This is a genomic window from Embleya sp. NPDC005971 (assembly GCF_040629175.1).
Lineage (GTDB): Bacteria > Actinomycetota > Actinomycetes > Streptomycetales > Streptomycetaceae > Embleya.
The window spans coordinates 144,605-169,357 of record NZ_JBEXUX010000003.1 but is presented as its reverse complement, the minus strand read 5'-3'; the positions used below and the strand labels follow the sequence as shown (position 1 = coordinate 169,357).

Here is a 24,753-nt window from a genome sequence, read left to right as displayed (position 1 = left end):
GATCCGGCGGCGAACCCGGTCCGTCGTGTGCGGTCCGCGGGCGCCGGGTGCCCCGACCGTCGGGTGTTTTCCCCGCCGGGAGATCGTCCGTCGGACGACCCTCCCTTGTGTGATGTCTTGTCCTGTGCTTCGACCAGAGAGATTTGACCGCCGATGTACGAGCTGTCCCGGGTCCGCCTGTTTTCCATCGGGCCCGCCGGTGCGCGTTACGCCGACACCGTGCTCGACCTGCGCGGCGTCGGTGCGCCCGTGCCCGATCCGGCGCCCAGGCAGGCGCAGCTCTTCGAGGGCGAGCCGGTCGGGCCGCCGCGCCGACCGGCGCCGGCGGGCGTGTTGTTCCTGGAGAACGGCGGCGGCAAGTCGGTCCTGCTCAAGCTGATCTTCTCGGTGATGTTGCCCGGACACCGCAACACGCTCGGCGGCGCCAGCTCGGGCGTGCTGCGCAAGTTCCTGCTCGCCGACGACTGCGGGCACGTCGCGCTGGAATGGCAACACGTGCTCACCGGCGAGACGGTCGTGGTCGGCAAGGTCAGCGAGTGGCGCGGGCGCCAGGTCTCCTCGGACCCGCGCAAGTTCGCCGAGAGCTGGTACTCGTTCCGGCCCGGCCCCGGGCTCACCCTGGACGGGCTGCCGGTGCAGGTCGGCGGGCGGCGGCGGACCATGCGCGGCTTCCGCGACGCGATGAGCGAACTGCACAAGGTCTACCCGGACGTGGACGTGGTGTGGGAGGAGATCCACGACCGCTGGATCGAGCACCTGAACGCGCTCGGCCTGGATCCCGAACTGTTCCGCTACCAGCGCGAGATGAACGCCGACGAGGGTGAGGCGGCGGGTCTGTTCGCGGTCAAGAACGACGCGGACTTCGTCGACCTGCTGCTGCGCGCGGTCTCCGATCCGGCCGACACCGACGGGCTGGCCGACCTGGTCAACGGGTTCGCGGTCAAGCTCGCCCAGCGGGCCGAACTGACCGCCGAGCGGGACTTCGTCGAAGGCGCAGTCGAACTGCTCGACGCGGTGGGCGAGGCGGCCGGCCGGCGTACCCGGGTGCGGGCGGCGCATCGCGGCGCCGAGGACACCGCGCGCGGCCTCGGCCGCGAACTGGGCGCCCGGGCCGAACGCGAGCGTGAACGGGCCGCCGAACTGGCCCGCCGGGCCGCCGAGTCCAGCGCCGCGGTGGAGGCCGCCGACCGGGCCCGGGCGCATGCCGCGCTGGTCACCGCCGAGATCACCCACCGGCACGCCGGGATGCGGCTGACCGGCGCGGAGAAGGACGCCGCGCGGCTCAAGCGCGAACTGGGCGACGCCCGCGGGCTGCACTCGGCCTGGTTGGCCACCGAGGCGGTGCTGCGGCACCGGGCGGCGGTGGACCGCGCGGAGCGGGTGGACGTGGCGATCCGGGCGGCCGAACGCGACGCGGCGCCCGCGCTGGCCGCCCGCCAGGAGGCCGCCGGCGCGCTGGTGCGGGCGCTGCACGCCGCCGCCGCCGGGGCCGAGGGCCGGGCGGACACCGAGGAGCGCCGGGCCGCCGAGTTGCAGGAGCGCGGCGAGCGGGCCCAACGGGCCGCCACCACCGCGGCGACCGAGGCGCAGCGCACCCGCAGCGAGGCCGCGCACCTGCGCGGCCGGCTCGCCGAGGTGGGCGCCGAGCTCGACCTCGCGGTGCAGGCGGGCTGGCTCGACGACGACGGTGATCCGGCCGAGTCCGCCGCGCACGCCTCGGACGAGGAGAAGGAGGCCGCCGCCGCGTGGGCCGAGGCCCGGGCGAGCGCCGAACAGCTCGCCGCGGGAGTGCGCGAGGCCGAGTCGGCGCGCGGGCGGGCCGAGTTGGTCGCGGCGCGGGCGGCGGACCGGCTGGGCGTGGCCGAGGCCGACCTGGCCGCGGTGCACACGAACGCGGCGGCGCTGGCGGCCGAGCCGCGGGTGCGCGAACTGCTGGGTCCCGACGCGGAGGAGGCGGTCGGCGAGCAGGCCGCGCGGGCCTTCGACCGGGCCGCCGACGTGCTGCGCGAACTGCTCGCCGAGGCGGTCACCGACGGCGAGCGCACCCTGTTCCAACTGCGCACCGGCGCCGCCGACGACTCGCGGATCCTGGGTGCGCTGGGCGACGGCGGTCTGCTGCCCGCCGGATCGGACGTGCTGGCCGCGGTCGAACTCCTGGGCGAGCACGGCATTCCGGCGCTGCCGGGCTGGCGTTACCTGGCCCAGTCGGTGCCCGCCGAGCGGCACTCGGCGGTGCTTGCGACCCGGCCCGAGCTGGTCGACGGCGTGATCGTGACCATGCACGACGCGATGGGCCGGGCCGCGGAGGTGCTCGCCGAGGCCGCGTTGTTGCCGCGCTCGGCGGTCGCGGTGGGCACGCCACAGGCGCTGCTCGAACCCGGCCCGGACCGCCCCGACACGTTCCTGGTGCCGCCGAACCCGGCGATGCACGACGAGCGCGCCGCCGACACCGAGCGGGACGCGCTGCGCCGGCGGGCGGGGGAGCGGCAGGAGGCGATCCGGGTGCGGGCCGCGCGCCTGGAGGGCGACCGGGCGTTGGCCGGGCGGCTGGCGACCTGGCGGGCCGCGTGTCCGGCGGGGCGGCTCGACGCGCTGTTCGAGGCGGTCACCGACGCGCGGCTCGAACTGGCCGCCGCGCAGGCCGCGGGCGAGGCCGCGGAGATCGCCGCGGTGAGCGCCGAGCAGGCCCGGGCGCAGGCGGTGGATCGCCGCGATCGGCGGATGGACGCCGCGCAGACCGCGCGCCGGCGGGCCGACGCGCTGGCCGGGCTGGCCTTTCGGCTGCGCGAGCGGGCCGGCTGGGGGCGCCGCATTCGCGAGTTGGAACAGGAGACCGGCGAACACGAGGCGGGCGTCGAGGCGGACCGTACGCTGGCCCGGACCGCCGACGAGGACCGCCGGCAGGCGCAGCGCTCCGCCGACGACGCCCGGCGTACCGCGCGGGCGCTGCGTGAGGAGCGGGCCGAGATCACCGGTGCGCTGGAGGAGCAGGTCGCCGACGTGCCGGCCGACGAGGCCGCCGCGCGTGCGTCGTTGCCCGCGTTGCGTGAGGCGTACCGCACGGCCCGCGCGCTCTACGAGAAGGTCGGCGTGGGCGCCGACCTGCGCGCCGAGCAGGCCCGGGCGGAGAGCGAGGAGTCCGCCGCGCAGAGCACGCTGGACCGGCTCAGTGCGAAGGTGCGTCGTCAGGCGGCCGAGCTCCTGGACGGTTTCGACGGCTCCGACGGTCCGTCCCGGTTGGCCGCGGCCGGCCGCGCCGAGGATCACGTACGCACCCTGGAGGGTCGGGCCGACGCGGCCAGCGAACTGCTGGGCCGACTGCGCGGCGAGGTCGAGCGGCATGCGCCGGCCGAGGGCCGCGAGCATCACCTGGACCTGCCCGAGGAACAGCGGCCCCGGGACGGCGCGCACGCGCTGGAACTGCTGCGTGCCGCCGGCTCCGAGCACGCCGCCCGGACCGAGGCGCTGACCTGGGCCCGCGAGACGCACGGCCGGCTGGCCCGCGAGCACACCGACGCCGACCACGCGGCGGGCGCCTTCGGTGAGGTGGCCGCCTCGCTCACGGACACGCTGCCGGCCGTGCCGGTGGACCCCGAGCAGCCGCCCGCCATCCCCTTCGCGGGCCCGGTCGCCGACGCGCGGGACGCGGCGACCACGTGTCGGCGCGCGCTGCGGGCGGCCGCGGCCGACCTGTCCGCCGCCGAGGCCCAGGTCCGAGACCGGACCGAGACGCTCGTGCGGCACGCGGGCGCGGCCCGGTTCGAGCAGGTCCGGATGCCCGCCCGGCAGCAGATCCGGGAGCTGCCGCCGGCCGCGCTGGCCGAGCACGCGCCCGCGTGGTCGGCCGCGTTCGCACCGCGGCTGCGCGTACTCACCGACGAACTGCGCCAGATCGAGCGCAACCGGGACAGCATCGTGGACCGGATGCGCGGCATGGTCGAGGCCGCGTTGACCACGCTGCGCGCGGCCCAGCGGTTGTCCCGCCTGCCGGAGGAACTCGGCGAGTGGTCCGGCCAGGAGTTCCTGCGCATCCGGTTCGACGAGCCGGACGCGGCGGGCCTGGTGGAGGCGCTGGGCGAGGTGGTCGACGAGGCGACGCGCACGATCAAGCGTGGCCGGGACGGCACGGTCGGCGGCGTGCGTCGGGACGGGATGACGCTGCTCCTGCGTGGGGTGCACGCGGCGTTGCGCCCGCGCGGGGTGCAGGTGGAGATCCTCAAGCCGGACTCGGTGCTGCGGGCCGAGCGGGTGCCGGTGGGGCAGATGGGCGACGTGTTCTCCGGCGGGCAACTGCTCACCGCGGCCATCGCGCTGTACTGCACGATGGCGGCGCTGCGCAGCAACGATCGTGGTCGGGCCCGGCACCGGCACGCCGGGACGTTGTTCCTGGACAACCCGATCGGGCGGGCCAACGCGTCCTATCTGCTGGAGTTGCAGCGCGCGGTCGCGGACGCGCTCGGCGTGCAACTGGTGTACACGACGGGCCTGTTCGATACCACCGCACTGGCCGAGTTCCCGCTGGTGGTGCGGCTGCGCAACGATGCGGACCTGCGTGCCGGGCTCAAGTACATCTCGGTCGAGGAGCACCTGCGGCCCGGGTTGCCGGTGCCGCAGGATCCGGACGCGCCGCAGATCGTCGGCGAGATCCACGCGACCCGGGTCTTTCGCCGACCGCCCGAGACCGCCGCGGAGCCGATCGGTTAGCGCGGGTCGGGCGGGCCGGACGGGTCGAAGGCGCCGGCCGGGCCGGCGGGAAAGGGCGCGTACACCGCGTCCGTGCGGTCCCGTCGGCCCGTGCGCATGCCCTCGGGCACCGGCCACTGTCCGGCGGCGTCGTCGACCCGGACCCAGTCGGTGACGGCCACCCGGCGGGCGATCCGCCACACGCCCTCGCGTCGGGCGAAGTCGTCGATGTAGCGGAAGCCGGTGATCAGGTTGCCGCTGGGCGCCGGGTCGGCGCTGCGATGGAAGGCCGTCCCGTACGTCTCCGAACGGGCGAGATCGGGCGTGTCGTCGCGGAATTCCACCAGGTGGTTGCCGGTGAGATGCATGGTCGAGGTGTACCGGGGGAGCAATCGCCCGATCCATGCGAGGTATTGGTCCACCGTCCCGATGAAGCTGCCGTGCTCGTCGGTGGCGTCGGGGTGGTAGCACGCGCGGACGGCGTCCAGGTCCATCCGGTCGATGCCCCGGCAGTAGCGCAGGACCACGTCGTGGATGGCCTGACGGTCGATCAGCCTGCGCAGCTCCAGGTCCCTGCCGAAGTCGTTCATGACGCACGACACTACGGTCGGGAGGCATACATCCGGCCGGCCGGGGGACACCGAACAGTTCCGGGCGGCGACGACGCGGCGACGACGAGGGTGATCAGATGGAACCGGCTCTGCGCGAACACGCGGGCACCGTGCGGGAGCTGGCCTCGCGCTGGCTCGACTCGATGTTGAGCGACCCCGGGGTGCGGGGGGCCGGCGGCGACGTGGTGTGCTCGCCGACCGGTCTGTGGCTCGTGCTCGCGGCGGTGGCCACCGGAGCGGAGGGCGACACCGCGGAGGAACTCGCCGATCTGGTCGGCCTGGCGTGGCGCGAGTCGGCGCCGGTGGTGAGCGCGGTGGCGCGCGACCTGGCCGGCACCGAGGCGCTCGCGGTGGCGACCGGGGTGTGGAGCGCGGTGCCGCTGCGCGAGGGATTCCGGGCGGCGCTGCCGGGCATCGGGTTCGGCGCGTTGCGGGCGCAGGCCGAGCTGGACGCGTGGGTGGCCCGGGCCACCGACGGGCTGATCGAGCGCATACCCGTCGAACTCGACGCGTGGACGCGTGTGGTCCTGGTCAACGCGCTCGCGCTGCGGGCCCGCTGGCACGAGGAGTTCGACGTCGCGCGCACGCACGACCGGCACTTCCACGCCGCCGACGGCACCCGTACCCCGGTGCCGACGATGCACCGCGAGGTGCCGGCTTCCCAGGTGTGGACGATTTCCGGCCGGGACGGCGAGGTCACCGTGGTCGAGTTGGTGTGCGCGGGGGAGCAGCCCGCCCGGGTGCGGTTCGCGCTCGGCCCGGAGCACGCGCCGCCGGCGTCGGTGATCACCGCCGCGTGGGCGCCGCGCGACACGGGAAAGGCGTACGAGGGCGAGGACGTCGAGGTGCGGCTGCCGCGCTTCGAGCTGCGTACCCGGCTGGAGGTGCTGCCGCACCTGATCGACCTGGGGGTGCGGACCGCGTCGACCGACGACGCGGACTTCGGCGGCATGACGGACGAGCCGGTGCGGATCGACCAGGTGGTCCAGGAGTCGCTGTTGCGGATCGCCGAGGAGGGCGTCGAGGCCACCGCGCTGACCACGGTCACGCTGGACTGGATGAGCCACGAGCCCGAACCGGTGCGGCGGCTGGTGGCCTTCGATCGGCCGTTCGCGTGCGTGGTGATGGACGCGTCCGGCTACGTACCGCTGTTCGCGGCCTTCCAGGCCACGGCGCCGCGGGACGCGCCCGATCAGGGGTTGTGACGGCGGATCGAGGTGATCGGCCCGCTCGTCAGGCCCAGTGCCGTGCCACCGCCGCCCGCGCGGTGCGTGCGTACGGTGCGGCGCCGAGCCCGACCAGCCCAGGATTGATCACCTCGACGCTGACCAGCCCGTCGTACCCCTTGGTCAGCAGCGCGTCCCGGAACGTGCCGAGCTCGAACACCCCTTCGCCGGGAAAGACCCGTCGCGACATGCACTCGGTGTAGAAATCCGCGCCCGGCGGCAGCAGTTCGGGGTGGTCGTCGATCTGCACGTAGGCGATCTCGGCGACCGGCAACGCGTCGAGTGTGGCCCAGGTGTCCGCGCCCTGGAAGAAGTGCCACGCGTCGACCAGGACACCGGAGTTCGCGGTCCCCGCGTGCGCCACCAGGGTGCGGGCGTCGGCGATCGTGGCGACCGGGGTGAACGGCAGGAACTCGACCGCCGCGCGCGCCCCGGCCTGCGCGATGATCTCGGCGCAGCGGGCGAACAGGTCCGCGCAGCGCGCGTCGGGCGCGAGCATGACCATCCCGAGCGCGAAGTCGGCGCCGAACGCCGCGCACGCCTCGGCCACCTGCCGCGCCCCGGCCAACGCGGCGGCCTCGTCCGCGTCGACCACGAAGCCCAGCATCTCCGGGCAGCGCAGCCCGGCCGCCGCCACCTCGGCGGCGAGTTCGGCGAGCGGCCGACCGTAGCCGAGCACGGAGAACACGTCGAGGCCGATCGCGGTGAACCCGGCGTCGTGCACCGCCGCCAACAGCTCGGGCAGGGACGGGGGTTCCTTCGTCCCGGCGAACGGCGAGAAGGCGAACGTGTTGAGGCACAGGGTCGACATGGCATCTGACGGTACATCAGGTATTCGGCCGGTTGTGGTAGTCCTGATCAACCATCAGGACCGCGGAGGAGCACGCATGAGCCAGTCCCGATACGGCATCACCGTTCCGCTGAACGCGCCGCTCGCCGACCAGCCGCGATTGTTGCGCGAACTGTGCGCGGCCGGTTACACGGACTTCTGGTCGGCCGAAGTGGACGGCCCGGACGGCTTCACCCCGCTCACCGTGGCCGCCCTGGCCGATCCGAACGTGCGCCTGGGCACCGCGATCGTCTCGCCGTACACCCGCGGCCCCGCGACGCTGGCGATGACCGCGGCGGCGCTCGCCGAGGTGGCTCCGGGGCGCTTCCACCTGGGGATCGGCGCCGGGTCCGCGCCGATCGTCGAGGGCTGGAACGGGGCGAGGTTCGACCGGCCGTACCAGCGGGTGCGCGACACCGTGCGGTTCCTGCGCGCGGCGTTCGCGGGGGAGAAGGTGAGTCGGGACTACGAGACGTTCTCGGTGCGCGGCTTCCGGCTGTCCCGGCCGCCGCAGAGCCCGCCGCCGATCCTGGTCGCGGCGCTGCGCCCGGGGATGTTGCGGCTGGCCGGGCGGGAGGCGGACGGCGCGATCCTGAACTGGCTCTCCGCCGCGGACGTCGAGCGGGTGGTGCCGTACGTGCACGAGGGCGGGCCGGACAAGGAGATCGTCGCGCGGATCTTCGTGGTGCCGATCGAGGACCGGGACACCGTGCGGGCGATCGCCCGGCGGATGATTACGAGCTACCTGACCGTGCCGGTCTACGCCGAGTTCCACCGCTGGCTGGGCCGCGCCGAGGAACTGGCGCCGATGTGGGCGGCCTGGGCCGAGGGCGACCGCAAACGGGCCCTCGACCTGGTCCCCGACGCGGTCCTGGACGACCTGATCGTGCACGGCGGCCCCGACCGCTGCCGGGCCGGGATCGCCCGCTACGTCGAGGCGGGCGTCACGGTGCCGGTCCTGGCGATCGTCGACCCACGCCCCGGCGCCGACCCGATCCGGGCGGCACTGGCGCTGGCGCCCCGGGCGCGATGACCGGCCCGGCCCGCCCGGTCACAACCCCAGGACCCGCAGCGCGTTGGTGCGCAGGAACCTCGGCCACACCTCGTCCTTGAACCCGACCCCGGGCAACTCGGCGAAGATGCGATCCAGGGTCAGGCCGTACGGGAAGTAGCCCGCGTACAGGATCTTGTCGGCCCCGCGGGTGTTCGCGTAGTCGACGATCGCGCGCGGGTAGTGCTTGGGCGCGAAGGCCGACGAGGACCAGTGCAGCCCGGGCCACTTGAGCATCAGCTTGACCGCCAGGTCGCACCACGGCTCGCCGCCGTGCCGCATCACCACGGTGAGCTCGGGGAAGTCGTAGCAGACCCGGTCGAAGCGCATCACCTCCTGCGCGGCGGCCGGCACCCGGGGGCCGGGGATGCCCGCGTTCACGAACACCGGCAGGCCCAGCTCGACGCAGGTCGCGTAGAGCGGATAGGCCAACCGGTCGTCGATGGGCACCGGCGGTGTGCACCCGCACGGGAAGAAGGTCGCGGCCACCACCCCCGCCTCCTCGCGCGCCCGGCGCAGACCGCGCACGCCCGCCATCACGTCGGTGGGGTCGACCTGGAAGCTGCCGAGCAGCCGATCCGGGTGCCGGCGGACCGCCTCCAGGGTGTCCGGGTCCTCGAACGAGACCGGGATCAGCGCCTTCTCGACGCCGAACCGGTCCATCTCGCGCAGCAGGTCCTCGGCCGAGGAGTCGGTGCGCTCCATCTCGGGCAGGTCCTTGAACATGTACCCGGCCGGGTGGGTCATCCCGGTCCGGCTGTCCTGGTCCCGCAACGTGCCCGCCATCGCGGTGGCCCACCAGCGCCGATCGCGGTTCGGCAGGCCCATCAGCAGGTCGACCACGCCGATACCGTCCGCAAATCCCATACAAACCCTCCGCTGAAACGGAAACGATCCCGGAGTCGAGGGGGATCGGCAGTGCCGAGAACCCCGCCGACCCCGGGACCGTTTCGATGGATCCGAGTGCGCTCTACCGGGTGACGATGATCGACGAACCGTGCCCGAACAGGCCCTGGTTGGCGGTGATGCCCACCGTCGCGCCGGGCACCTGGCGCTCGCCCGCCTCGCCGCGCAACTGCCAGGTGAGCTCGCAGACCTGGGCGATCGCCTGGGCCGGCACCGCCTCGCCGAACGAACCCAGGCCGCCGGAGGCGTTGACCGGGATGCGGCCGGTGATCTCGGTCGCGCCGTCGCGCAGCAGCTTCTCCGCCTCGCCGCGCGCGCAGATGCCCAGGTCCTCGATCCAGTCCAGTTCCAGCGCGGTGGACAGGTCGTAGACCTCGGCCAGGCTCAGGTCCTCCGGGCCGATGCCCGCCTCCTGATAGGCCGCGTGGGCCAGCGACGCCCGGAAGGACAACTCGTTCGGCGCGACCGCCACCGAGGAGTCGGTGGCGATGTCGGGCAGCTCGATCAGCGCGCTCGGGAAGGTCGGGGTGACCGTGGAGACCGCCGAGATCCGCACCGGGGACGTGGTGTGCCGGGCGGCGAACTCCTTGCTGCACAACACCACCGCAGCCGCGCCGTCGGAGGTGGCGCAGATGTCCATCAGCCGCAGCGGGTCGCACACGATCGGCGAGGCCGCGACGTCCTCCAGGGTGAACGCCTTGCGGTAGCGCGCGTTCGGGTTGGCCAGCCCGTTGCGCGCGTTCTTGACCTTGACCCGGGCGAAGTCCTCGACCGAGGCGCCGTACAGGTCGATCCGGCGCCGCGCGTACATCCCGAAGTAGGCCGGGTTGGTGGCGCCGAGCACGTGGAAGCGCACCCAGTCCGGGTCGTCCGGGCGGTCGCCGCCGACCGGCGCGAAGAAGCCCTTGGGGGCCGCGTCCGCGCCGACCACGAGCGCGACGTCGCACAGGCCCGCGAGGATCTGCGCGCGGGCGCTCGCGATCGCGTGCGAGCCGGACGCGCAGGCCGCGTAGGAGCTGGAGATGCGCGCGCCGGTCCAGCCGAGCGCCTGGGCGAAGGTGGCGCCCGCGACGAAGCCCGGGTAGCCGTTGCGGATGGTGTCCGCGCCGGCCACGAACTGGATGTCCTGCCAGGCCAGCCCGGCGTCCTTCAGCGCGTCCTGGGCGGCCTTGACGCCGTACTCGACGAAGTTGCGGCCCCACTTGCCCCACGGGTGCATGCCCGCGCCCAGGACGACGATCTCGCGGTCGGTGCTCATGCCTTGACCTCCACGGGCCGCACGTTCCACGTCGTGTAGACGTGCTCGTCGTTCTCGTACAGCACGCCGGGCACGATCTCGACCTCGACGCCCACCTTCAGGTCGTCCACGCCGACCCCGGGCGCGCCCTGGCCGAGCACGATCAGGCCCTCGGCCTCCAGGCGCACCGCGACGATGGTGAACGGCTGCCACTCGGTGTCCGGGTCGGATACGAACGGGGCCGGCGGGCGGTAGCCGGCGTTGGTGTAGGACCAGACCGTGCCGCGCCGGGACAGCGGCACCTCGGCGAACTCGGTGCCGGCGCACGCCGGGTTGCTGCAGAACGTCTCCTGGCGCGGGAAGAACACGGTCCCACAGGCGGTACACCGGGTGCCGAGGAGGGAGAAGTCCTCCCCGGACGTGGTGAACCAACCGGGGACCACGGGCTTGTGGTCCTTCGTCACGGGGCCCTCCAACTCGTCTGGCCGTCTCGTCCGATGTGTGTACGGACCACAGTCTGACGGATCGTCAGTTCCGGGCGCCAACCCGACCGGGGTATTTACGGTCACATCCGCGCGGCGGATGCGCACTCGGCCGCTATATCCGACGCCCCATCAGTCCCGAGGCCCGCCACAGCCGTTGCCCCGGCCCGCCGAGCAGACCGTGCTCGTCGTAGAACGCGATCAGCCGCCGCGACCAGTGGCCCAGGGCGTCCAGCCGATACGGATTCGCCCGCGCCGCCCGCTGCGCCGCGGCCGGGTCCAGGCCCACCGCCGCGTATACCCCCGGATGCACCAGACGGGTGGCGATGATGTGCGCGGCCCGGGCCAGCGCGAGGCGGGTGATCGCCCGCTCGGCCCCGGACATGTGCGGCGCGCCCCGGGCCACCTCGTCACGGGCGTAGCGCACGTGCCGGGCCTCCTCGATCACGTGGATGCGCGCGGTCTGCCGGGTGATCGGCTGGAGCGACTCGTCGGCCGTCATCTCGCGCTGCATCGTGTCCAGCACCTCTTCCGCGATCAACGCCATCGCGAACGCCTGCACGCCCGAACCGAACGTCTTCATCGCCCGCGCGGCCGCGTGCGCGTACGGGCCGGGCCCGTACTCGGGGCAGTCCAATTTCTCGATCAACCGGCCGAACATGGTCGAGTGCCGGCACTCCTCGGCGATCTCCATGAACGCGTACTGCACGTGTCGCGAGGTCAGCGGACGGTCGTAGACGTGCCGGATGAGCAACTGCATCAGCACCACCTCGAACCAGATGCCGACACTGGCCATCGAGGCCACCTCGTGCCGGGACAGGTCGATGCGCTGCCGCTCGCTCATCCGCTCCCAGATCGGCGTGCCGTACAGGCTGACCCGGTGCGCGGGCAGGAAGAACGCGCCGTCGACCAGCGGCGCGTCCCAGTCGATGTCGGTGATCGGGTCGAAAGCGTGCGCGTGTGACGCGGCGAGCAGCCGCTCCGCGACGCGCTCGCGGTCGGTGCCGATGCCGTGCGTGCCGGGCATGCGGGGCCTCCTCTGCCGGACTTGTTTCCCGTCGGTAACATCCCGCGTCCGGCGCGGCGCGTCCAGAGTGGCCACGAAGATCCTTTCGCGACCCGCCCGGGGGATGCGCGCCGGGGCGGGAGATGGCAGGGTCGGGGGGCACATCGCGCGGAGGGGACTTACGACATGACGGAATCGAGCGAGCAGGCCGAGCTGCTGTGGCAGCCCTCGGCCGAACGGGTCGCCGCCGCAGCGGTCACCCGGTATCGCGAGTGGCTCGGCGCCGAACGCGGCGTCCGGGCCGAGGACTACGCACAACTGTGGGCCTGGTCGACCACCGAGCCCGAGGCGTTCTGGGCCTCGCTGTGCGACTGGTTCGAGCTGGACCTGGGTGACCGGGAGGTGGTGCTGGCCGATCGGAGCATGCCCGGCGCCCGCTGGTTCCCCGACGCCCGCCTCAACTACGCGCAGCAGGTGCTGCGGCACGTCGAGGACGGCGACCCCGAGCGGGCCGCGATCGTCCACCTGGACGAGGAACTGCTCCCCCGCGAGATCTCCTGGGCCGAGCTGCGCCGTCAGGTCGCCTCCTGCGCGGCCACCCTGCGCGAGCTGGGCGTGCGACCGGGCGACCGGGTGGCGGCCTACGTGCCCAACACCCCGCACGCGGTGATCGGGCTGCTCGCGTGCGCGTGCATCGGCGCGGTCTGGTCGGCCTGCGCCCCCGACTTCGGGGCCCGCAGCGTGCTCGACCGGTTCCAGCAGATCGAGCCGGTCGTGCTGATCGCGGTGGACGGCTACCGCTACGGCGGCAAGGAGGTCCGCCGCGCCGACGTGGTCGCCGATCTGCGCGCCGGTCTGCCGACCGTGCGACACGTGTTGCATGTGCCGCTGCTCGACGAGCCGGCCCCGGCCGACGTGCTGACCTGGGCCGAGGCGATCGGCCGGGACGTGTCCGCCGCCGACCTCGACTTCGAGCAGGTCGGCTTCGAGTACCCGCTGTGGATCCTGTACTCCTCCGGCACCACCGGCCTGCCCAAGGCGATCGTCCAGGGCCACGGCGGCATCGTGCTCGAACACCTCAAGCAGGCCGCGTTCCAGCTCGACCTGGGCCCGGGCGACCGCTTCTTCTGGTACACCTCCACCGGCTGGATGATGTGGAACATGCTGGTCGGCGGCCTGCTCGCGGGCAGCACGATCGTGCTCTACGACGGCAGCCCCGGCTACCCCGGCCCCGAGGCGCAGTGGACCGTGGTCGAGCGGGCCGAGGTGACCTGGTTCGGCACCTCCGCCGCGTACGTGATGGCCTGCCGCAAGAAGGAACTGACCCCGCGCCTCACGCACGACCTGAGCCGGCTGCGCGGCATCGGCACCACCGGTTCGCCGCTCCCGCCGGACGGCTTCCGCTGGATCTACGAGGCGGTGGACACGGACATGTGGCTGGCCTCGGTCAGCGGCGGCACCGACGTGTGCAGCGCCTTCGTCGGCGGCAGCCCCGACCTGCCGGTGTACCTGGGCGAGATCCAGTGCCGCGCGCTGGGCTGCGCGGTCGAGGCGTGGGACGAGGACGGCCGGCCGGTGGTCGAGGAGGTGGGCGAGCTGGTGCTCACCCAACCGATGCCCTCGATGCCGGTGTACTTCTGGAACGACCCGAACGACGAGCGCTACCGGGCCAGCTACTTCGACACCTACCCGGGCGTGTGGCGACACGGCGACTGGATCACGCTCACCGAGCGCGGCACGATCGTCGTGCACGGCCGCTCCGACTCGACGCTGAACCGGCAGGGCGTGCGGATGGGCTCCAGCGACATCTACGAGGCGGTCGAACGCCTGCCCGAGGTGCGCGAGTCGCTCGTGGTGGGCCTGGAACTGCCCGACGGCGGCTACTGGATGCCGCTGTTCGTGGTCACCGCGCCCGGACACACGCTCGACGACACACTGCGGAACCGGATCCGCACGGTGATCCGCGAGGAGGTCTCGCCGCGACACGTGCCGGACGAGATCATCGCCGCGCCCGGCGTGCCGCACACCCTCACCGGCAAGCGCATCGAGATCCCGGTCAAGAAGCTGCTCCAGGGCCGCCGCCTGGAGGACGCGGTCAACCCCGGCTCGGTGGACGACCTCGACGTGCTCCGCTTCTACGCCGAGGTGGGTCGGTCGCGGGCCCGCGCACAGGAGGACAAGCAGGAGGCGAAGCCGGGGGAGAAGCGGGCGTAGACGGCCGAACCGCACCAACACCCGGTAATCATCGGAAAAGCACAACGATATGACGCACATGAAGTAGTGCGGAGTAATCGGGCGCGTCCGATGGCGCGATCAGGTCCATGCCCAAGACGTCACGGCGCACCCGGCGTTCGCCCGGACGTCTCCCGGCACCGGCCGCGGACCTGATCGCGACATCGGTCGCCGCTCGCCTCGCGCTCGCGCCGACCCGACCGGCGACCTGTGCCGGCTCGGCGACCCACGGGTCCGCCGGGCCGGCGGGCGCACGATCGTGGACGTGCGATCCGCTTCACCCACCGGTTGCCCCGCCCGGCCCGGTGTGGCCGGCCCTCGCCATCGGGTGCTCGCCGACGCGTACACTCTCGCCGGGCTCCTCGCGCCGATCACGATCGTGGTGGGAGCGCCGGCGAGCCGACGAAAATGGGCGAGTCGCACCACCGAAGCCGTTACGCTCGATCCGCCGGAACCGCAGGGCCGAACGGCCCCGGGCCGCACCACCCCGGCTCCGGCCGGGGTCCGGGCCGCGTCCGGGAGCATTCGCCGGTTCCCGCAACCAGGCACCGGGCGGGGCCGATCCACCGTGTGGATATCCTGACCCGGCGCCACCCCGGCCAGGCGCCCATTGAACCGTGCAGTTGTGGAGTCCCCGACCGACATGTCCTTCCCCCACGTGCTCGTGACCTCCTGCCGCGAGCTCCTGACGCTCGCGCCCCGCGTCCCGTTCGGGCAAGAGCGCAGCCGGGAAGCCCGTCGGCCCGGTCGCGTCGCCCTGATCGGCGGCCTGCTGATGGTGCTGTCGCTCGGCCTGTGGGTGTTGTGGACCTACCTCGGCCGCCGCGACATGTGGCACATGCTCGACCTGAGCGTCTACCACGACGCCGCACACGAGTTCCGCCACGGCGACGACATCTACACCGAGAACTACGGCTCTTGGACCAACAAGCTGCCGTTCATCTATCCGCCGATCTCCGGACTGCTCTTCTACGTCCTGCTGCCGCTGGGCTTCGCCGGACTCAAGTGGTTCATGGCGATCGTGAACCTGTTGTCCCTGTTCGCGGTGGTCTGGTCCGCGTGGGGGATGCTCGGCTACCGCCGCGGAGCGGGTCGGTTCGGGGTCAGCGCCGCCACCTTCGCCGTGGTGTTGTGGCTGGAGCCGGTCGAGTGGACGCTCGTCTGGGGGCAGGTCAACCTGCTGCTCCTGGCGTTGATCGTGCTCGACCTCGGGCTCCCGGACAGCCGCCGATACAAGGGCATCGGGGTCGGCATCGCGGCCGGACTCAAGCTCACGCCCGCGATCTTCATCGTCTACCTGCTGATCACCCGCAGGTTCCGCGCCGCCGCGGTGGCCGGCGGCGCGTTCCTGGCCACCATCGTGGTGGGCCTGGTCGCCGCACCGTCCGCGTCCGTCTACTACTGGGCACACCTCGTGTCGATCAGCGGCAAGGTCAACAGCAAACTCAGCGTGGGCACCCTCAACAACCAGTCCGTACAAGGCATGTTCACCCGAATGCTCGGCGACGGCGGGGCGGCCTCGGCGCTGTGGTTCCTGCTCTGCGTCCTGCTCTGCGCACTCGGCCTGGTGGCCGCGGCACGTGCCTCGTTGCGCGGGGACGAACTGGTCGGCGTGGTGATCACCGGCGGGCTGTCGCTGTTCGTGTCGCCCATCTCGTGGTCGCACCACTGGGTCTGGGTGGTGCCCGCGTTCGTCCTGCTCGCGCACACCGCGCGGACCCGCGCCCGGCCGCTGTGGTGGTGGCTGACCGGTACCTTCTTCGTGTTCTTCGCCGCCTGGCCGATGCGGCTGGATCTGTTCGGGAACTGGGACGGATCGCGGACCCTGCAACCCTGGGGCCTGATCTGGCTCGCCCCCCGGGACGACGACCGGGAACGCACCTGGACACCGATCGAGTTCCTGCTCGGCAACGGCTACCTCTTCGCGGGCATCGCCCTCACCCTGATCCTGACCTGGCGCATCCTGCGCGACCGCACCCCGCTGCCCACCCTCGCCGAGCCGATCCCCCCGCCCGTCGCCGCGGATCCGGACCCGGTGAGCAGCGGATCCGCGCGTCACTAGGCTGGATACCGCATACCGAACGAGCTGGACCCAGAACGAGCTGGACCCAGAACGAGCAGGCCCACCGGCAGAAAGCAGAGGTCCCGTGGAGGCCCACGTGGACGCGGCACCGCCGCACCCCCGGGAGGGCGGCGTGGACGCTCCCAGCGACCGGGTCCTGACCATCCCCAACGCACTGAGCTTCGCCCGCCTACTGGGCGTCCCGGTCTTCCTGTGGCTCATCCTGGCGCCCGAGTTCGGCGGCCCCAAGCACGACCTGTGGGCGCTCGCGCTGCTCATGCTCAGCGGGATCAGCGACTACCTCGACGGCAAACTGGCCCGCCGGTGGAACCAGGTCAGCAAGGTCGGCGCGATCCTGGACCCGGCCGCCGACCGGCTCTACATCCTGGCCACCCTGGTCGGCCTGACCTGGCGCGAGATCCTGCCGATCTGGCTGACCGCGATCATCCTGGGCCGCGAGCTGTTCATGGGCGTGGTGTTGTTGATCCTGCGCCGACACCGCTACGGCGCGCTCTCGGTCAGCTTCGTCGGCAAGGCCGCCACCTTCAATCTGATGTACGCGTTTCCGCTACTGCTGCTCAGTGACGGCACCGGACGTGTCGCAACTCTCGCCGCCATCTTCGGATGGGCGTTCGCCTGGTGGGGTACCGCTCTGTACTGGTGGGCAGGAGTCCTCTACGCAGCCCAGGCCAAGCGCCTCGTGGCCGCGGACAAGGCGAGTCGCAGGGCGACCGCCGGGTAAGCGCAGGGATCGCCGGAGACCCGGGCGATCACCACGTACAGAAGGCACGCCACCCGGCCCCGGCAGTTCAGCCGTGGGTGCGGGTGGTGTGACGCGATAGGAGGACGAGACCGATGAAGGCCGTCGTCATGGCCGGAGGCGAGGGCACCCGCCTGCGCCCGATGACCTCCAGCATGCCCAAGCCGCTTCTGCCGGTGGTGAACCGGCCGATCATGGAGCACGTGCTACGGCTCCTGAAGCGGCACGGGCTTTCCGAGACCGTGGTCACCGTCCAGTTCCTCGCGTCGCTGGTTCGCAACTACTTCGGCGACGGCGAAGAACTCGGCATGACCCTGACGTACGCGAACGAGGAAACCCCGCTCGGCACCGCGGGCAGCGTCAAGAACGCCGAGGAGGCGCTCAAGGACGACACGTTCCTGGTCATCTCCGGCGACGCGCTCACCGACTTCGACCTCACCGCCCTCGTGGAGTACCACCGGGCCAAGGGCGCGATGGTCACCGTATGCCTGACCCGGGTGCCCGACCCACTCGAATTCGGCATCACGATCATCGACGACGAGGGCCGGGTGGATCGGTTCCTGGAGAAGCCGACCTGGGGCCAGGTCTTCTCGGACACCGTCAACACCGGCATCTACGTGATGGAACCCGAGGTCTTCGACTACGTCGCCGCGGGCGTGTCGGTGGACTGGTCGGGCGACGTGTTCCCCAAGCTGCTCAAGGAGGGCAAGCCGATCTACGGCTATGTCGCCGAGGGCTATTGGGAGGACGTGGGCACGCACGAGAGCTACCTCAAGGCCCAGGCCGACGTGCTCACCGGCAAGGTCGACGTGGACATCGACGGCTTCGAGCTCTCCCCGGGCGTATGGGTGGCCGAGGGCGCCGAGGTGGACCGGGACGCGGTCCTCAAGGGCCCGCTGTACATCGGCGACTACGCCAAGGTCGAGGGCGGCGTGGAGATCCGCGAGCACACCGTGCTCGGCTCCAACGTGGTGGTCAAGCGCGGCGCCTTCCTGCACAAGGCGGTCGTGCACGACAACGTCTACGTCGGCCCGCAGACCAATCTGCGCGGCTGCGTGATCGGCAAGAACACCGACGTCATGCGCGCCGCCCGGATCGAAGAGGGCGCGGTGGTCGGCGACGAGTGCCTGATCGAGGAGGAGTCCCTGGTCGCCGGGGACGTGCGGATCTACCCGTTCAAGACGATCGAGGCCGGCGCGGTCGTCAACACGTCGGTGATCTGGGAGTCGCGCGGGCAGAAGTACCTGTTCGGCCCGCGCGGGGTCTCCGGCATCCTCAACGTCGAGATCACCCCGGAACTGGCCGTGCGCCTGGCCGGCGCGTACGCCACCACGCTCAAGAAGGGCGCCACCGTCACCACCGCGCGCGACCACTCGCGCGGCGCCCGGGCGCTCAAGCGGGCGGTCATCTCCGCGCTCCAGACGTCCGCGATCAACGTGCGAGACCTGGAGAACGTGCCGATGCCGGTGGCGCGTCAGGAAACCGCCCGCGGCTCGGCCGGCGGGATCATGATCCGCACCACGCCCGGGGTGCCGGACTCGGTGGACATCATGTTCTTCGACGAGCGCGGAGCGGACCTGTCCCAGGCCGCGCAGCGCAAGCTCGACCGGGTCTTCTCGCGCCAGGAGTATCGCCGCGCGTTCCCCGGCGAGATCGGCGAACTGACCTTCCCCGCACGACCGTTCGACAGTTATTCGGGGTCGCTGCTGAAGGCGCTGGACATCACCGGCGTGCCCGAGTCCGGGCTCAAGGTGGTGGTGGACGCCGCGCACGGCAACGCCGCCCTGCTGCTGCCCAGCATCCTGGGCCGGCTGGGCATCGACGCGCTCACCGTCAACTCCGGCCTGGACGACGCCCGGCCCACCGAGACCGCGGACGAACGGCAGGACGGGCTCACCCGGCTGGGCGAGATCGTGGCCTCCTCCAAGTCCGGTTTCGGCGTGCGCTTCGACCCGGTCGGCGAGCGCATGTCGCTGGTGGACGAGCGGGGCCGGATCATCGACGACCACCGCGCGCTGCTGGTACTGCTGGACTGCGTCGCGGCCGAGCGCGGCGGCGGGAAGATCGCGCTGCCGGTGACCACGACCCGGATCGCCGAGCAGGTCGCCGCCTATCACGGGGTCCAGGTGCAGTGGACCACCACGTCGCCGGACGACCTCGCGCGGGTGGCCATGGCCGACGACACCATCTTCGGCGGCGACGGCCGCGGCGGCTTCGTGATCCCCGAGTTCAGCACCGTCTTCGACGGCACGGCCGCGTTCGTCCGGCTGATCGGCCTGGTCGCCCGAACCCAACTCACGCTGAGCCAGATCGACGCGCGGATCCCACGTGCGCACGTGCGCCGGCGGGACGTGCCGACCCCGTGGGCGGCCAAGGGCATGGTCATGCGCCGGGTCGTCGAGGCGGCGGGCGAACGGGAGATCGACACCACCGACGGCGTCCGGGTCGTGGAGGCCGACGGCCGGTGGGCGCTGGTGTTGCCGGACCCGGCCGAGGCGGTCACCCACGTGTGGGCCGAGGGCCCGGACGACGACGCCGCGGACGAACTCCTGGACGAGTGGAGCCGGGTCGTGGAGCACGCGGGCGACTGACCGCGGGCCTTCGGGCAGCCGGGCCCGAGCGGGCCCGGTAACGGTCTTGTAGGGTCTTCTCCGGCCGTGGATCGCCTGCCGTGATCCGCGGCCGGAACCGGTGTCGGACCCTGCATCGAGCACTCCGTCGGGCATGGAACGATGGGGCGCATGTCATCGCGGGAGACACCAGGCACGAGCCGGTACAGGCGACCGGACGCCTCGATGTCCCTGCTCGTGGACATGATGACGAACAGCCTCGACGCGGGCTACGCGGAGGCCACCGCGCGCCGTGCGGTGCGCGGCGACACGGGGATGAACAAGGGCCCGCTGGCCCGCGTGCTGGCCGTGGTCGGCGTCGCGCTGATCGCGATGATCCTGATGGTGGCCGCGATGAAGGTGCACGCGGCCGCTCCGCAGGCCGAGCGCGAGCGCCATCAACTGGTGGACCGGATCCACACCGACGAGACCGAGGTGGATACGCTCACGGCCACCGTCGAGCGGTTGCGCGACGAGGTCGACGCGATCCAGGAGGTCTCGCTGCCCAAGGCCGCCAAGGACCGGGTACAACTGCTCGCGCTGCTCACCGGATCCGACCCGGTCGAGGGACCGGGCCTGAAGGTGATCGCGGACGACGCCAAGGGGTCGGACAATTCGGACGGCTCGAGCGATCCGCGCCAGGCCGAGGCGGCCGCGAACGGCCGGATCCTGGACCGCGACCTCCAGCGACTGGTCAACGGCCTGTGGAAGGCCGGCGCCGAGGCCATCTCGATCAACAACCAGCGGCTGACCGCGCTGTCCGCGATCCGCGCCGCGGGCGCTTCGATCCTGGTCGACAACCGGCCGCTGGCGCCGCCCTATACGATCCTGGCGATCGGCAACGCCAAGCCGATGCAGGTCGAGTTCATGGTCGGTGCGGACGGGCGCGCGCTGCGTCGGCTCGAAGACGACTACGGGATCCGGATCAACATCAGCGCGCAGAAGAAGATGAAGCTGCCCGCCGCGCTGGGCACTTCGCTGCGCTACGCGGGGGTGCCGGGCGCCGCGCCCGGGAGTCCGCCGCCGAGCACGCCGGCGCAGCCGACCCCCGGCACCCCGCCCGCCACACCCACGGGTCGCGGCGGGTCGCCGAGCGCCTCGGCCCCGCCGGCCGCCTCATCGACAGCGTCGCACAAGCCGACCGAACGAAAGGGTAAACCGTGATCGCCGTCCTCGGCCTGGTCCTCGGGGTCGTGGTCGGGTATCTCGCCCGACCCGTGATCCCGCACGAGCTGGAGCCGTACCTGCCGATCGCGGTGGTGGCCGCGCTGGACGCGGTCTTCGGCGGCCTGCGCGCCCTGCTCGACGGCATCTTCGACGACAAGGTCTTCGTGGTCTCGTTCCTGTCGAACGTGGTCGTCGCCGCGCTGATCGTCTTCCTCGGCGACAAACTGGGCGTCGGCGCGCAGTTGTCCACCGGCGTGGTGGTCGTGCTCGGCATCCGGATCTTCTCCAACGCGGCGGCCATCCGCCGACACGTCTTCCGGGCCTGACGGGGAGTCACACATGGCCGACGAAACGGACGAGACGCGCGGGCGGCACGCCCGCCACGACGAGGACCCCCGCGAGCTGGGGATTCCGCGCACCGCCGAGGAGCCCGAACGCGAGCCCGAGCCGGAACCCGAGCCGGTGCCGGAACCCGAACCCGGACCCGGGCCCGCGGCGGAGCCCGAGGCGCCGTCCACGCGCAAGCCCACGGTCGAGACCCGGCGCCCGGTCGACCTCTACCACGAGGGCCGGCACATCCGGGAACGCATCCGCGAGCAGGCTGCCGAGGTGACCTCGGAGATCCCGCCGATCACCGCGCCGGTGCGCGAGTCGGCGCACGAGCTGCGACAGACTCCACCGCCTACACCGCGGCCGGTCCGGCCGCAGCCGGACCCGCGGGCGCCGCGCGTGCCGATACCGCCGCTGGTGCCCGCGTCGTCCGCCGGAGTGAACCGGCCGCACGCGGCGCCCGGTCCGCATGATCCGCGCGACCCGCATGCGCCCTCGCACACGGGAGCGCATGCGGCGGCGCGCGACACGCCCGAGCCGGAAACGGATTCGAACGCGGTTTCCGAGCCGCACGCGCACGACCCGGTGGACGATCAACCGGGTCGGCGCAGGCTGCTCGACGCGTTCTGGCCGCCGCGGGTGAGCCGGGCGCAACTCGTGGGCGCGGTGCTGCTGTTCGCGCTCGGCGCGGGGCTGGCCATCCAGGTGCGTTCCAACACCGAGTCGGACCCGCTGCGCGGCGCGCGGCAGGAGGACCTGGTCCGGGTGCTGGACGAACTCGGCGAGCGCACCCGGCGGTTGGAGGACGAGAAGCACCGTCTGGAGAACAGCCGCACCCAACTCCAGAACAGCAACGACCGGGTCCAGGAGGCGCGCGAGCAGAACGCGGCCAAGGCGGACGCCCTGGGCGTGCTGGCGGGCACCGTCAAGGCCACCGGGCCCGGTATCACGCTGACCATCACCGACCCGCAGCGCACGGTCAGCGGCGACGTGCTGCTGGACACGCTCCAGGAGCTGCGCGCGGCGGGCGCCGAGGTGATCCAGATCAACGACGTGCGCGTGGTGGCGGGCACCTGGTTCAACGGCACCCCGCCCGGCGACATCGAGATCGACGGCACCAAGGTACTGCCGCCGTACGTGTTCAAGGTGATCGGCAATCCGCAGGATCTCCAGCCCGCGCTGAACATCCCCGGGGGCGTCGTGAAGACCCTGGAGAAGAAGCAGGCCGGCGCCATTGTCACACCGTCGCAGGAGGTGCTGATCGACGCCTTGCGGCCCGCGAACAAGCCTGGTTACGCTCGCTCGGCACCGGGCGCCGGTAACGGGTGAGTACACCTGACAGAATCAGTCCGCCGGTCGCCGTCGGTGCACCACTCGTCAGGCAAGAAGGGCAGGCTGTCCGCATGTACCCCGCAGATCTCGCGTACACGACGGAGCACGAATGGGTGCGCGTCATGGAAGAGATCTCCGGGACGGTGCGGATCGGTATCACCGAATTCGCGCAGGACGCGCTCGGCGACATCGCCCACGTCACGCTGCCGCCGGTCGGCACCCGCGTCGTGGCCGAAGAGCCCTGTGGCGAATTGGAATCGACCAAGAGTGTCAGCGACCTCTTCGCACCGCTCGACGGCGTCGTGACCACCGTCAACGACGCGCTCGACGGTGCACCGGAGCTGGTCAACTCCGATCCCTACGGCGACGGTTGGCTGTTCGAGGTACGCCTCGACGATCCCGCCGCACCGGCCGCGCTCTTGGACGCGGCCGCCTATCAGAACAGCCTGGGCTCCTGACGGCCCGGCGAAGCGGTAGGCAGTCCATCACCACGACCCACTCCTCCTGCCCCACGGGCGGGCCAGGTTCTCTCGGGGAGGTTCGCCCGTGAAGTTGTTCGCGAAATTGTTCGGTCGTTCCCGTCGCTCCGGCGACGCGCCGGCTGCCGATGCGGGGAGGTCCGGCAACCCGCCGGCCGCCCCGCCGACCATGCCGCCGGGCACCCCGTACGGGGCGTCCGCCGGCTCCCCTCCCGCACCCGCTCCGCAGCTCGGCGAGTCCGACGCGACCGCCGGGCATGTCGCTGTTGACCACGAACACACGGCGCGCATAAGTTTCGGGCAACTCTCGACCGAAGGTCGAGGTTCGACCGGAACGGGTCAGGAGGCCGACGTGGTGGTGTGCAGCACGTGCGGGCATCACAACCCGCCCGGTGGCCGGTTCTGCTCCAACTGCGGCTCGCGCCTGGGTGCGGGTGCCGAGCGCGCGTCCGAGCAGACCTCGACCATCTCGATCAGCGGTATCGAGGCGCTGGACGCGGAACCCGCGCCCCGCGAGATCCTCACTCCCGAGGCGCAGGCCGCGGTGGACGCGCTGCCGCCGGGCACCGCGCTGCTCGTGGTCCGCCGCGGGCCCAACTCGGGCAGTCGCTTCCTGCTCGACTCGGACCGCACCACGGCCGGCCGGCATCCGCAGAGCGACATCTTCCTCGACGACGTGACGGTCTCGCGCAAGCACGCCGAGTTCCGCCGCACGGCCGGCGGCTTCGCGGTCGCCGACGTGGGCAGCCTGAACGGCACCTACGTGGGGCGCGAGCGGATCGACGAGGTCCCGCTGACGCCGGGCGACGAGGTACAGATCGGTAAGTACCGACTGGTCTTCTTCCCCAGTCGGCAAGGGCAGATCGGGTGAGTCCGGCGGCGGCCGGATCGGTCTCCTTGAGCATCGGCGGGGTGTTGACCCTGCTGCGTCCCGAGTTTCCGGACATCAGCATCTCCAAGATCCGGTTCCTCGAGGCGGAAGGGCTCATCGAGCCGCAGCGGAGCCCTTCGGGCTATCGCAAGTTCGGCGCCGCCGACATCGAACGACTGCGTTATGTGCTGCGCGTGCAGCGCGACCGCTATCTGCCGCTTCGGGTGATCAAGGATCAGCTCGACGCGATGGATCGCGGTCTCGAACCGGCCGGCCCGACCCCGGCCGAATCCGAGCGATCCGAGGACGCCGACGGCGATCCGGGTTCGGCCGGCCGGGACGCCACCATGGTGCTGCTCGACCGGCCGGGCCTGATCGCCGCAGCCGGCATCCAGGACGTGGACCTGGCGCGGCTGGAGGAGTTCGGCCTGATCCAGTCGCACCGTCCGCGCCCCGGCGACACCGACGGCGAGCACGCGGTGGTCTACGACGGCGACGCGCTGGTGGTGGCCCGGTTGGTGGCCGCGCTGGGCCGCTACGGCGTCGAACCGCGACACCTGCGCCAGACCAAGGCCGCCGCGGACCGCGAGGCCGCGCTGGTCGAACAGATCGTCGCGCCGCTGCTGCACCGCCGGGGCGCGCGGGCCAAGGCGGGCGCCGAGGAGACCGTGCGCGACCTGCTCGCGCTCACCTCGCGGCTGCACACCGTCCTGGTCACCACCGCGCTCGCGCCCCGGCTGGGCCGCTGAACGACCCGGCGCGCGGCCGAGAGTGATTTCGCCCGCCCGGCGCACCGGGGGCGGGCACGCCGCGTCACGAAGAAAAAACGACGAATCCCCGACCTATTCGGCCCCCGGGGATCGGTGACCGACAGTCGGGC

Annotated in this window: 19 protein-coding genes; 13 read left to right on the top strand and 6 right to left on the bottom strand. The window is 72.3% G+C overall.

What is annotated here, in order from left to right; translation table 11 throughout:
- Positions 1-153 precede the first annotated feature (153 nt).
- Positions 154-4,704: a hypothetical protein gene (locus ABZ374_RS04990; RefSeq protein WP_360306221.1), complete on the top strand. Its 4,551-nt coding sequence runs from the start codon at positions 154-156 to the stop codon at positions 4,702-4,704.
- Here ABZ374_RS04990 and ABZ374_RS04985 read toward each other — a convergent pair.
- Positions 4,701-5,273 carry a nuclear transport factor 2 family protein gene (locus tag ABZ374_RS04985; protein WP_360306219.1) on the bottom strand — a complete coding sequence of 191 codons (573 nt, stop codon included), beginning with the start codon at positions 5,271-5,273 and terminating at the stop codon, positions 4,701-4,703. The genes ABZ374_RS04990 and ABZ374_RS04985 overlap by 4 nt on opposite strands.
- Before the next feature lie 98 nt (positions 5,274-5,371).
- On the opposite strand from ABZ374_RS04985, the gene ABZ374_RS04980 reads away from it, so the two are divergent.
- Positions 5,372-6,499, top strand: coding sequence for a serpin family protein (locus ABZ374_RS04980; RefSeq protein ID WP_360306217.1), 1,128 nt, complete (start codon positions 5,372-5,374; stop codon positions 6,497-6,499).
- A 28-nt stretch (positions 6,500-6,527) separates the two neighbouring features.
- Here ABZ374_RS04980 and ABZ374_RS04975 read toward each other — a convergent pair whose 3' ends face one another.
- Positions 6,528-7,331 (bottom strand): TIM barrel protein, encoded by an 804-nt coding sequence (locus ABZ374_RS04975; RefSeq protein WP_360306215.1) that lies wholly within the window; start codon positions 7,329-7,331, stop codon positions 6,528-6,530.
- A 76-nt stretch (positions 7,332-7,407) separates the two neighbouring features.
- On the opposite strand from ABZ374_RS04975, the gene ABZ374_RS04970 reads away from it, so the two are divergent.
- Complete coding sequence (locus tag ABZ374_RS04970) at positions 7,408-8,382, top strand: LLM class F420-dependent oxidoreductase (protein WP_360306213.1); 975 nt, start codon at positions 7,408-7,410, stop codon at positions 8,380-8,382.
- 18 nt (positions 8,383-8,400) lie between these two features.
- Here the strand turns inward: ABZ374_RS04970 and ABZ374_RS04965 are convergent, their stop codons facing one another.
- The 4 genes from ABZ374_RS04965 to ABZ374_RS04950 all read right to left on the bottom strand — a co-directional run bounded on the left by ABZ374_RS04965 (position 8,401) and on the right by ABZ374_RS04950 (position 12,052).
- On the bottom strand, positions 8,401-9,267 hold the full coding sequence (locus ABZ374_RS04965) for an amidohydrolase family protein (protein ID WP_360306211.1): 867 nt from the start codon (positions 9,265-9,267) through the stop codon (positions 8,401-8,403).
- 103 nt (positions 9,268-9,370) lie between these two features.
- The gene (locus tag ABZ374_RS04960) at positions 9,371-10,564 is read right to left on the bottom strand and encodes a lipid-transfer protein (protein WP_360306209.1); all 1,194 of its coding nucleotides are present in this window, start codon (positions 10,562-10,564) and stop codon (positions 9,371-9,373) included.
- Entirely contained in the window at positions 10,561-11,007 is a 447-nt protein-coding gene (locus ABZ374_RS04955) for a zinc ribbon domain-containing protein (RefSeq protein ID WP_360306207.1), read from the bottom strand. The genes ABZ374_RS04960 and ABZ374_RS04955 overlap by 4 nt, the downstream gene beginning before the upstream one ends.
- A 133-nt stretch (positions 11,008-11,140) precedes the next feature.
- On the bottom strand, positions 11,141-12,052 hold the full coding sequence (locus tag ABZ374_RS04950) for a diiron oxygenase (protein ID WP_360306205.1): 912 nt from the start codon (positions 12,050-12,052) through the stop codon (positions 11,141-11,143).
- A gap of 165 nt (positions 12,053-12,217) precedes the next feature.
- On the opposite strand from ABZ374_RS04950, the gene ABZ374_RS04945 reads away from it, so the two are divergent.
- The 10 genes from ABZ374_RS04945 to ABZ374_RS04900 all read left to right on the top strand — a co-directional run bounded on the left by ABZ374_RS04945 (position 12,218) and on the right by ABZ374_RS04900 (position 24,622).
- Positions 12,218-14,245 (top strand): acetoacetate--CoA ligase, encoded by a 2,028-nt coding sequence (locus ABZ374_RS04945; protein ID WP_360306203.1) that lies wholly within the window; start codon positions 12,218-12,220, stop codon positions 14,243-14,245.
- A gap of 643 nt (positions 14,246-14,888) precedes the next feature.
- Positions 14,889-16,325, top strand: a complete 1,437-nt coding sequence (locus ABZ374_RS04940) for a glycosyltransferase 87 family protein (protein ID WP_360306201.1) — start codon at positions 14,889-14,891, stop codon at positions 16,323-16,325.
- A 133-nt stretch (positions 16,326-16,458) separates the two neighbouring features.
- On the top strand, positions 16,459-17,067 hold the full coding sequence (locus tag ABZ374_RS04935) for a CDP-alcohol phosphatidyltransferase family protein (RefSeq protein ID WP_360306199.1): 609 nt from the start codon (positions 16,459-16,461) through the stop codon (positions 17,065-17,067).
- A gap of 113 nt (positions 17,068-17,180) precedes the next feature.
- The gene (locus ABZ374_RS04930; RefSeq protein WP_360306197.1) at positions 17,181-19,676 is read left to right on the top strand and encodes a mannose-1-phosphate guanyltransferase; all 2,496 of its coding nucleotides are present in this window, start codon (positions 17,181-17,183) and stop codon (positions 19,674-19,676) included.
- A gap of 204 nt (positions 19,677-19,880) precedes the next feature.
- Complete coding sequence (locus tag ABZ374_RS04925) at positions 19,881-20,858, top strand: DUF881 domain-containing protein (RefSeq protein ID WP_360306195.1); 978 nt, start codon at positions 19,881-19,883, stop codon at positions 20,856-20,858.
- Positions 20,855-21,187: a small basic family protein gene (locus ABZ374_RS04920; RefSeq protein ID WP_020548716.1), complete on the top strand. Its 333-nt coding sequence runs from the start codon at positions 20,855-20,857 to the stop codon at positions 21,185-21,187. Before ABZ374_RS04925 ends, ABZ374_RS04920 begins: the two co-directional genes overlap by 4 nt.
- A gap of 337 nt (positions 21,188-21,524) precedes the next feature.
- Complete coding sequence (locus ABZ374_RS04915; RefSeq protein WP_360306458.1) at positions 21,525-22,520, top strand: DUF881 domain-containing protein; 996 nt, start codon at positions 21,525-21,527, stop codon at positions 22,518-22,520.
- 74 nt (positions 22,521-22,594) lie between these two features.
- Positions 22,595-22,981 carry a glycine cleavage system protein GcvH gene (gene gcvH, locus ABZ374_RS04910; protein WP_360306193.1) on the top strand — a complete coding sequence of 129 codons (387 nt, stop codon included), beginning with the start codon at positions 22,595-22,597 and terminating at the stop codon, positions 22,979-22,981.
- A gap of 373 nt (positions 22,982-23,354) precedes the next feature.
- Positions 23,355-23,873, top strand: a complete 519-nt coding sequence (locus ABZ374_RS04905; RefSeq protein WP_360306191.1) for an FHA domain-containing protein — start codon at positions 23,355-23,357, stop codon at positions 23,871-23,873.
- 26 nt (positions 23,874-23,899) lie between these two features.
- Positions 23,900-24,622: a MerR family transcriptional regulator gene (locus ABZ374_RS04900; protein ID WP_360306189.1), complete on the top strand. Its 723-nt coding sequence runs from the start codon at positions 23,900-23,902 to the stop codon at positions 24,620-24,622.
- Positions 24,623-24,753 lie beyond the last annotated feature (131 nt).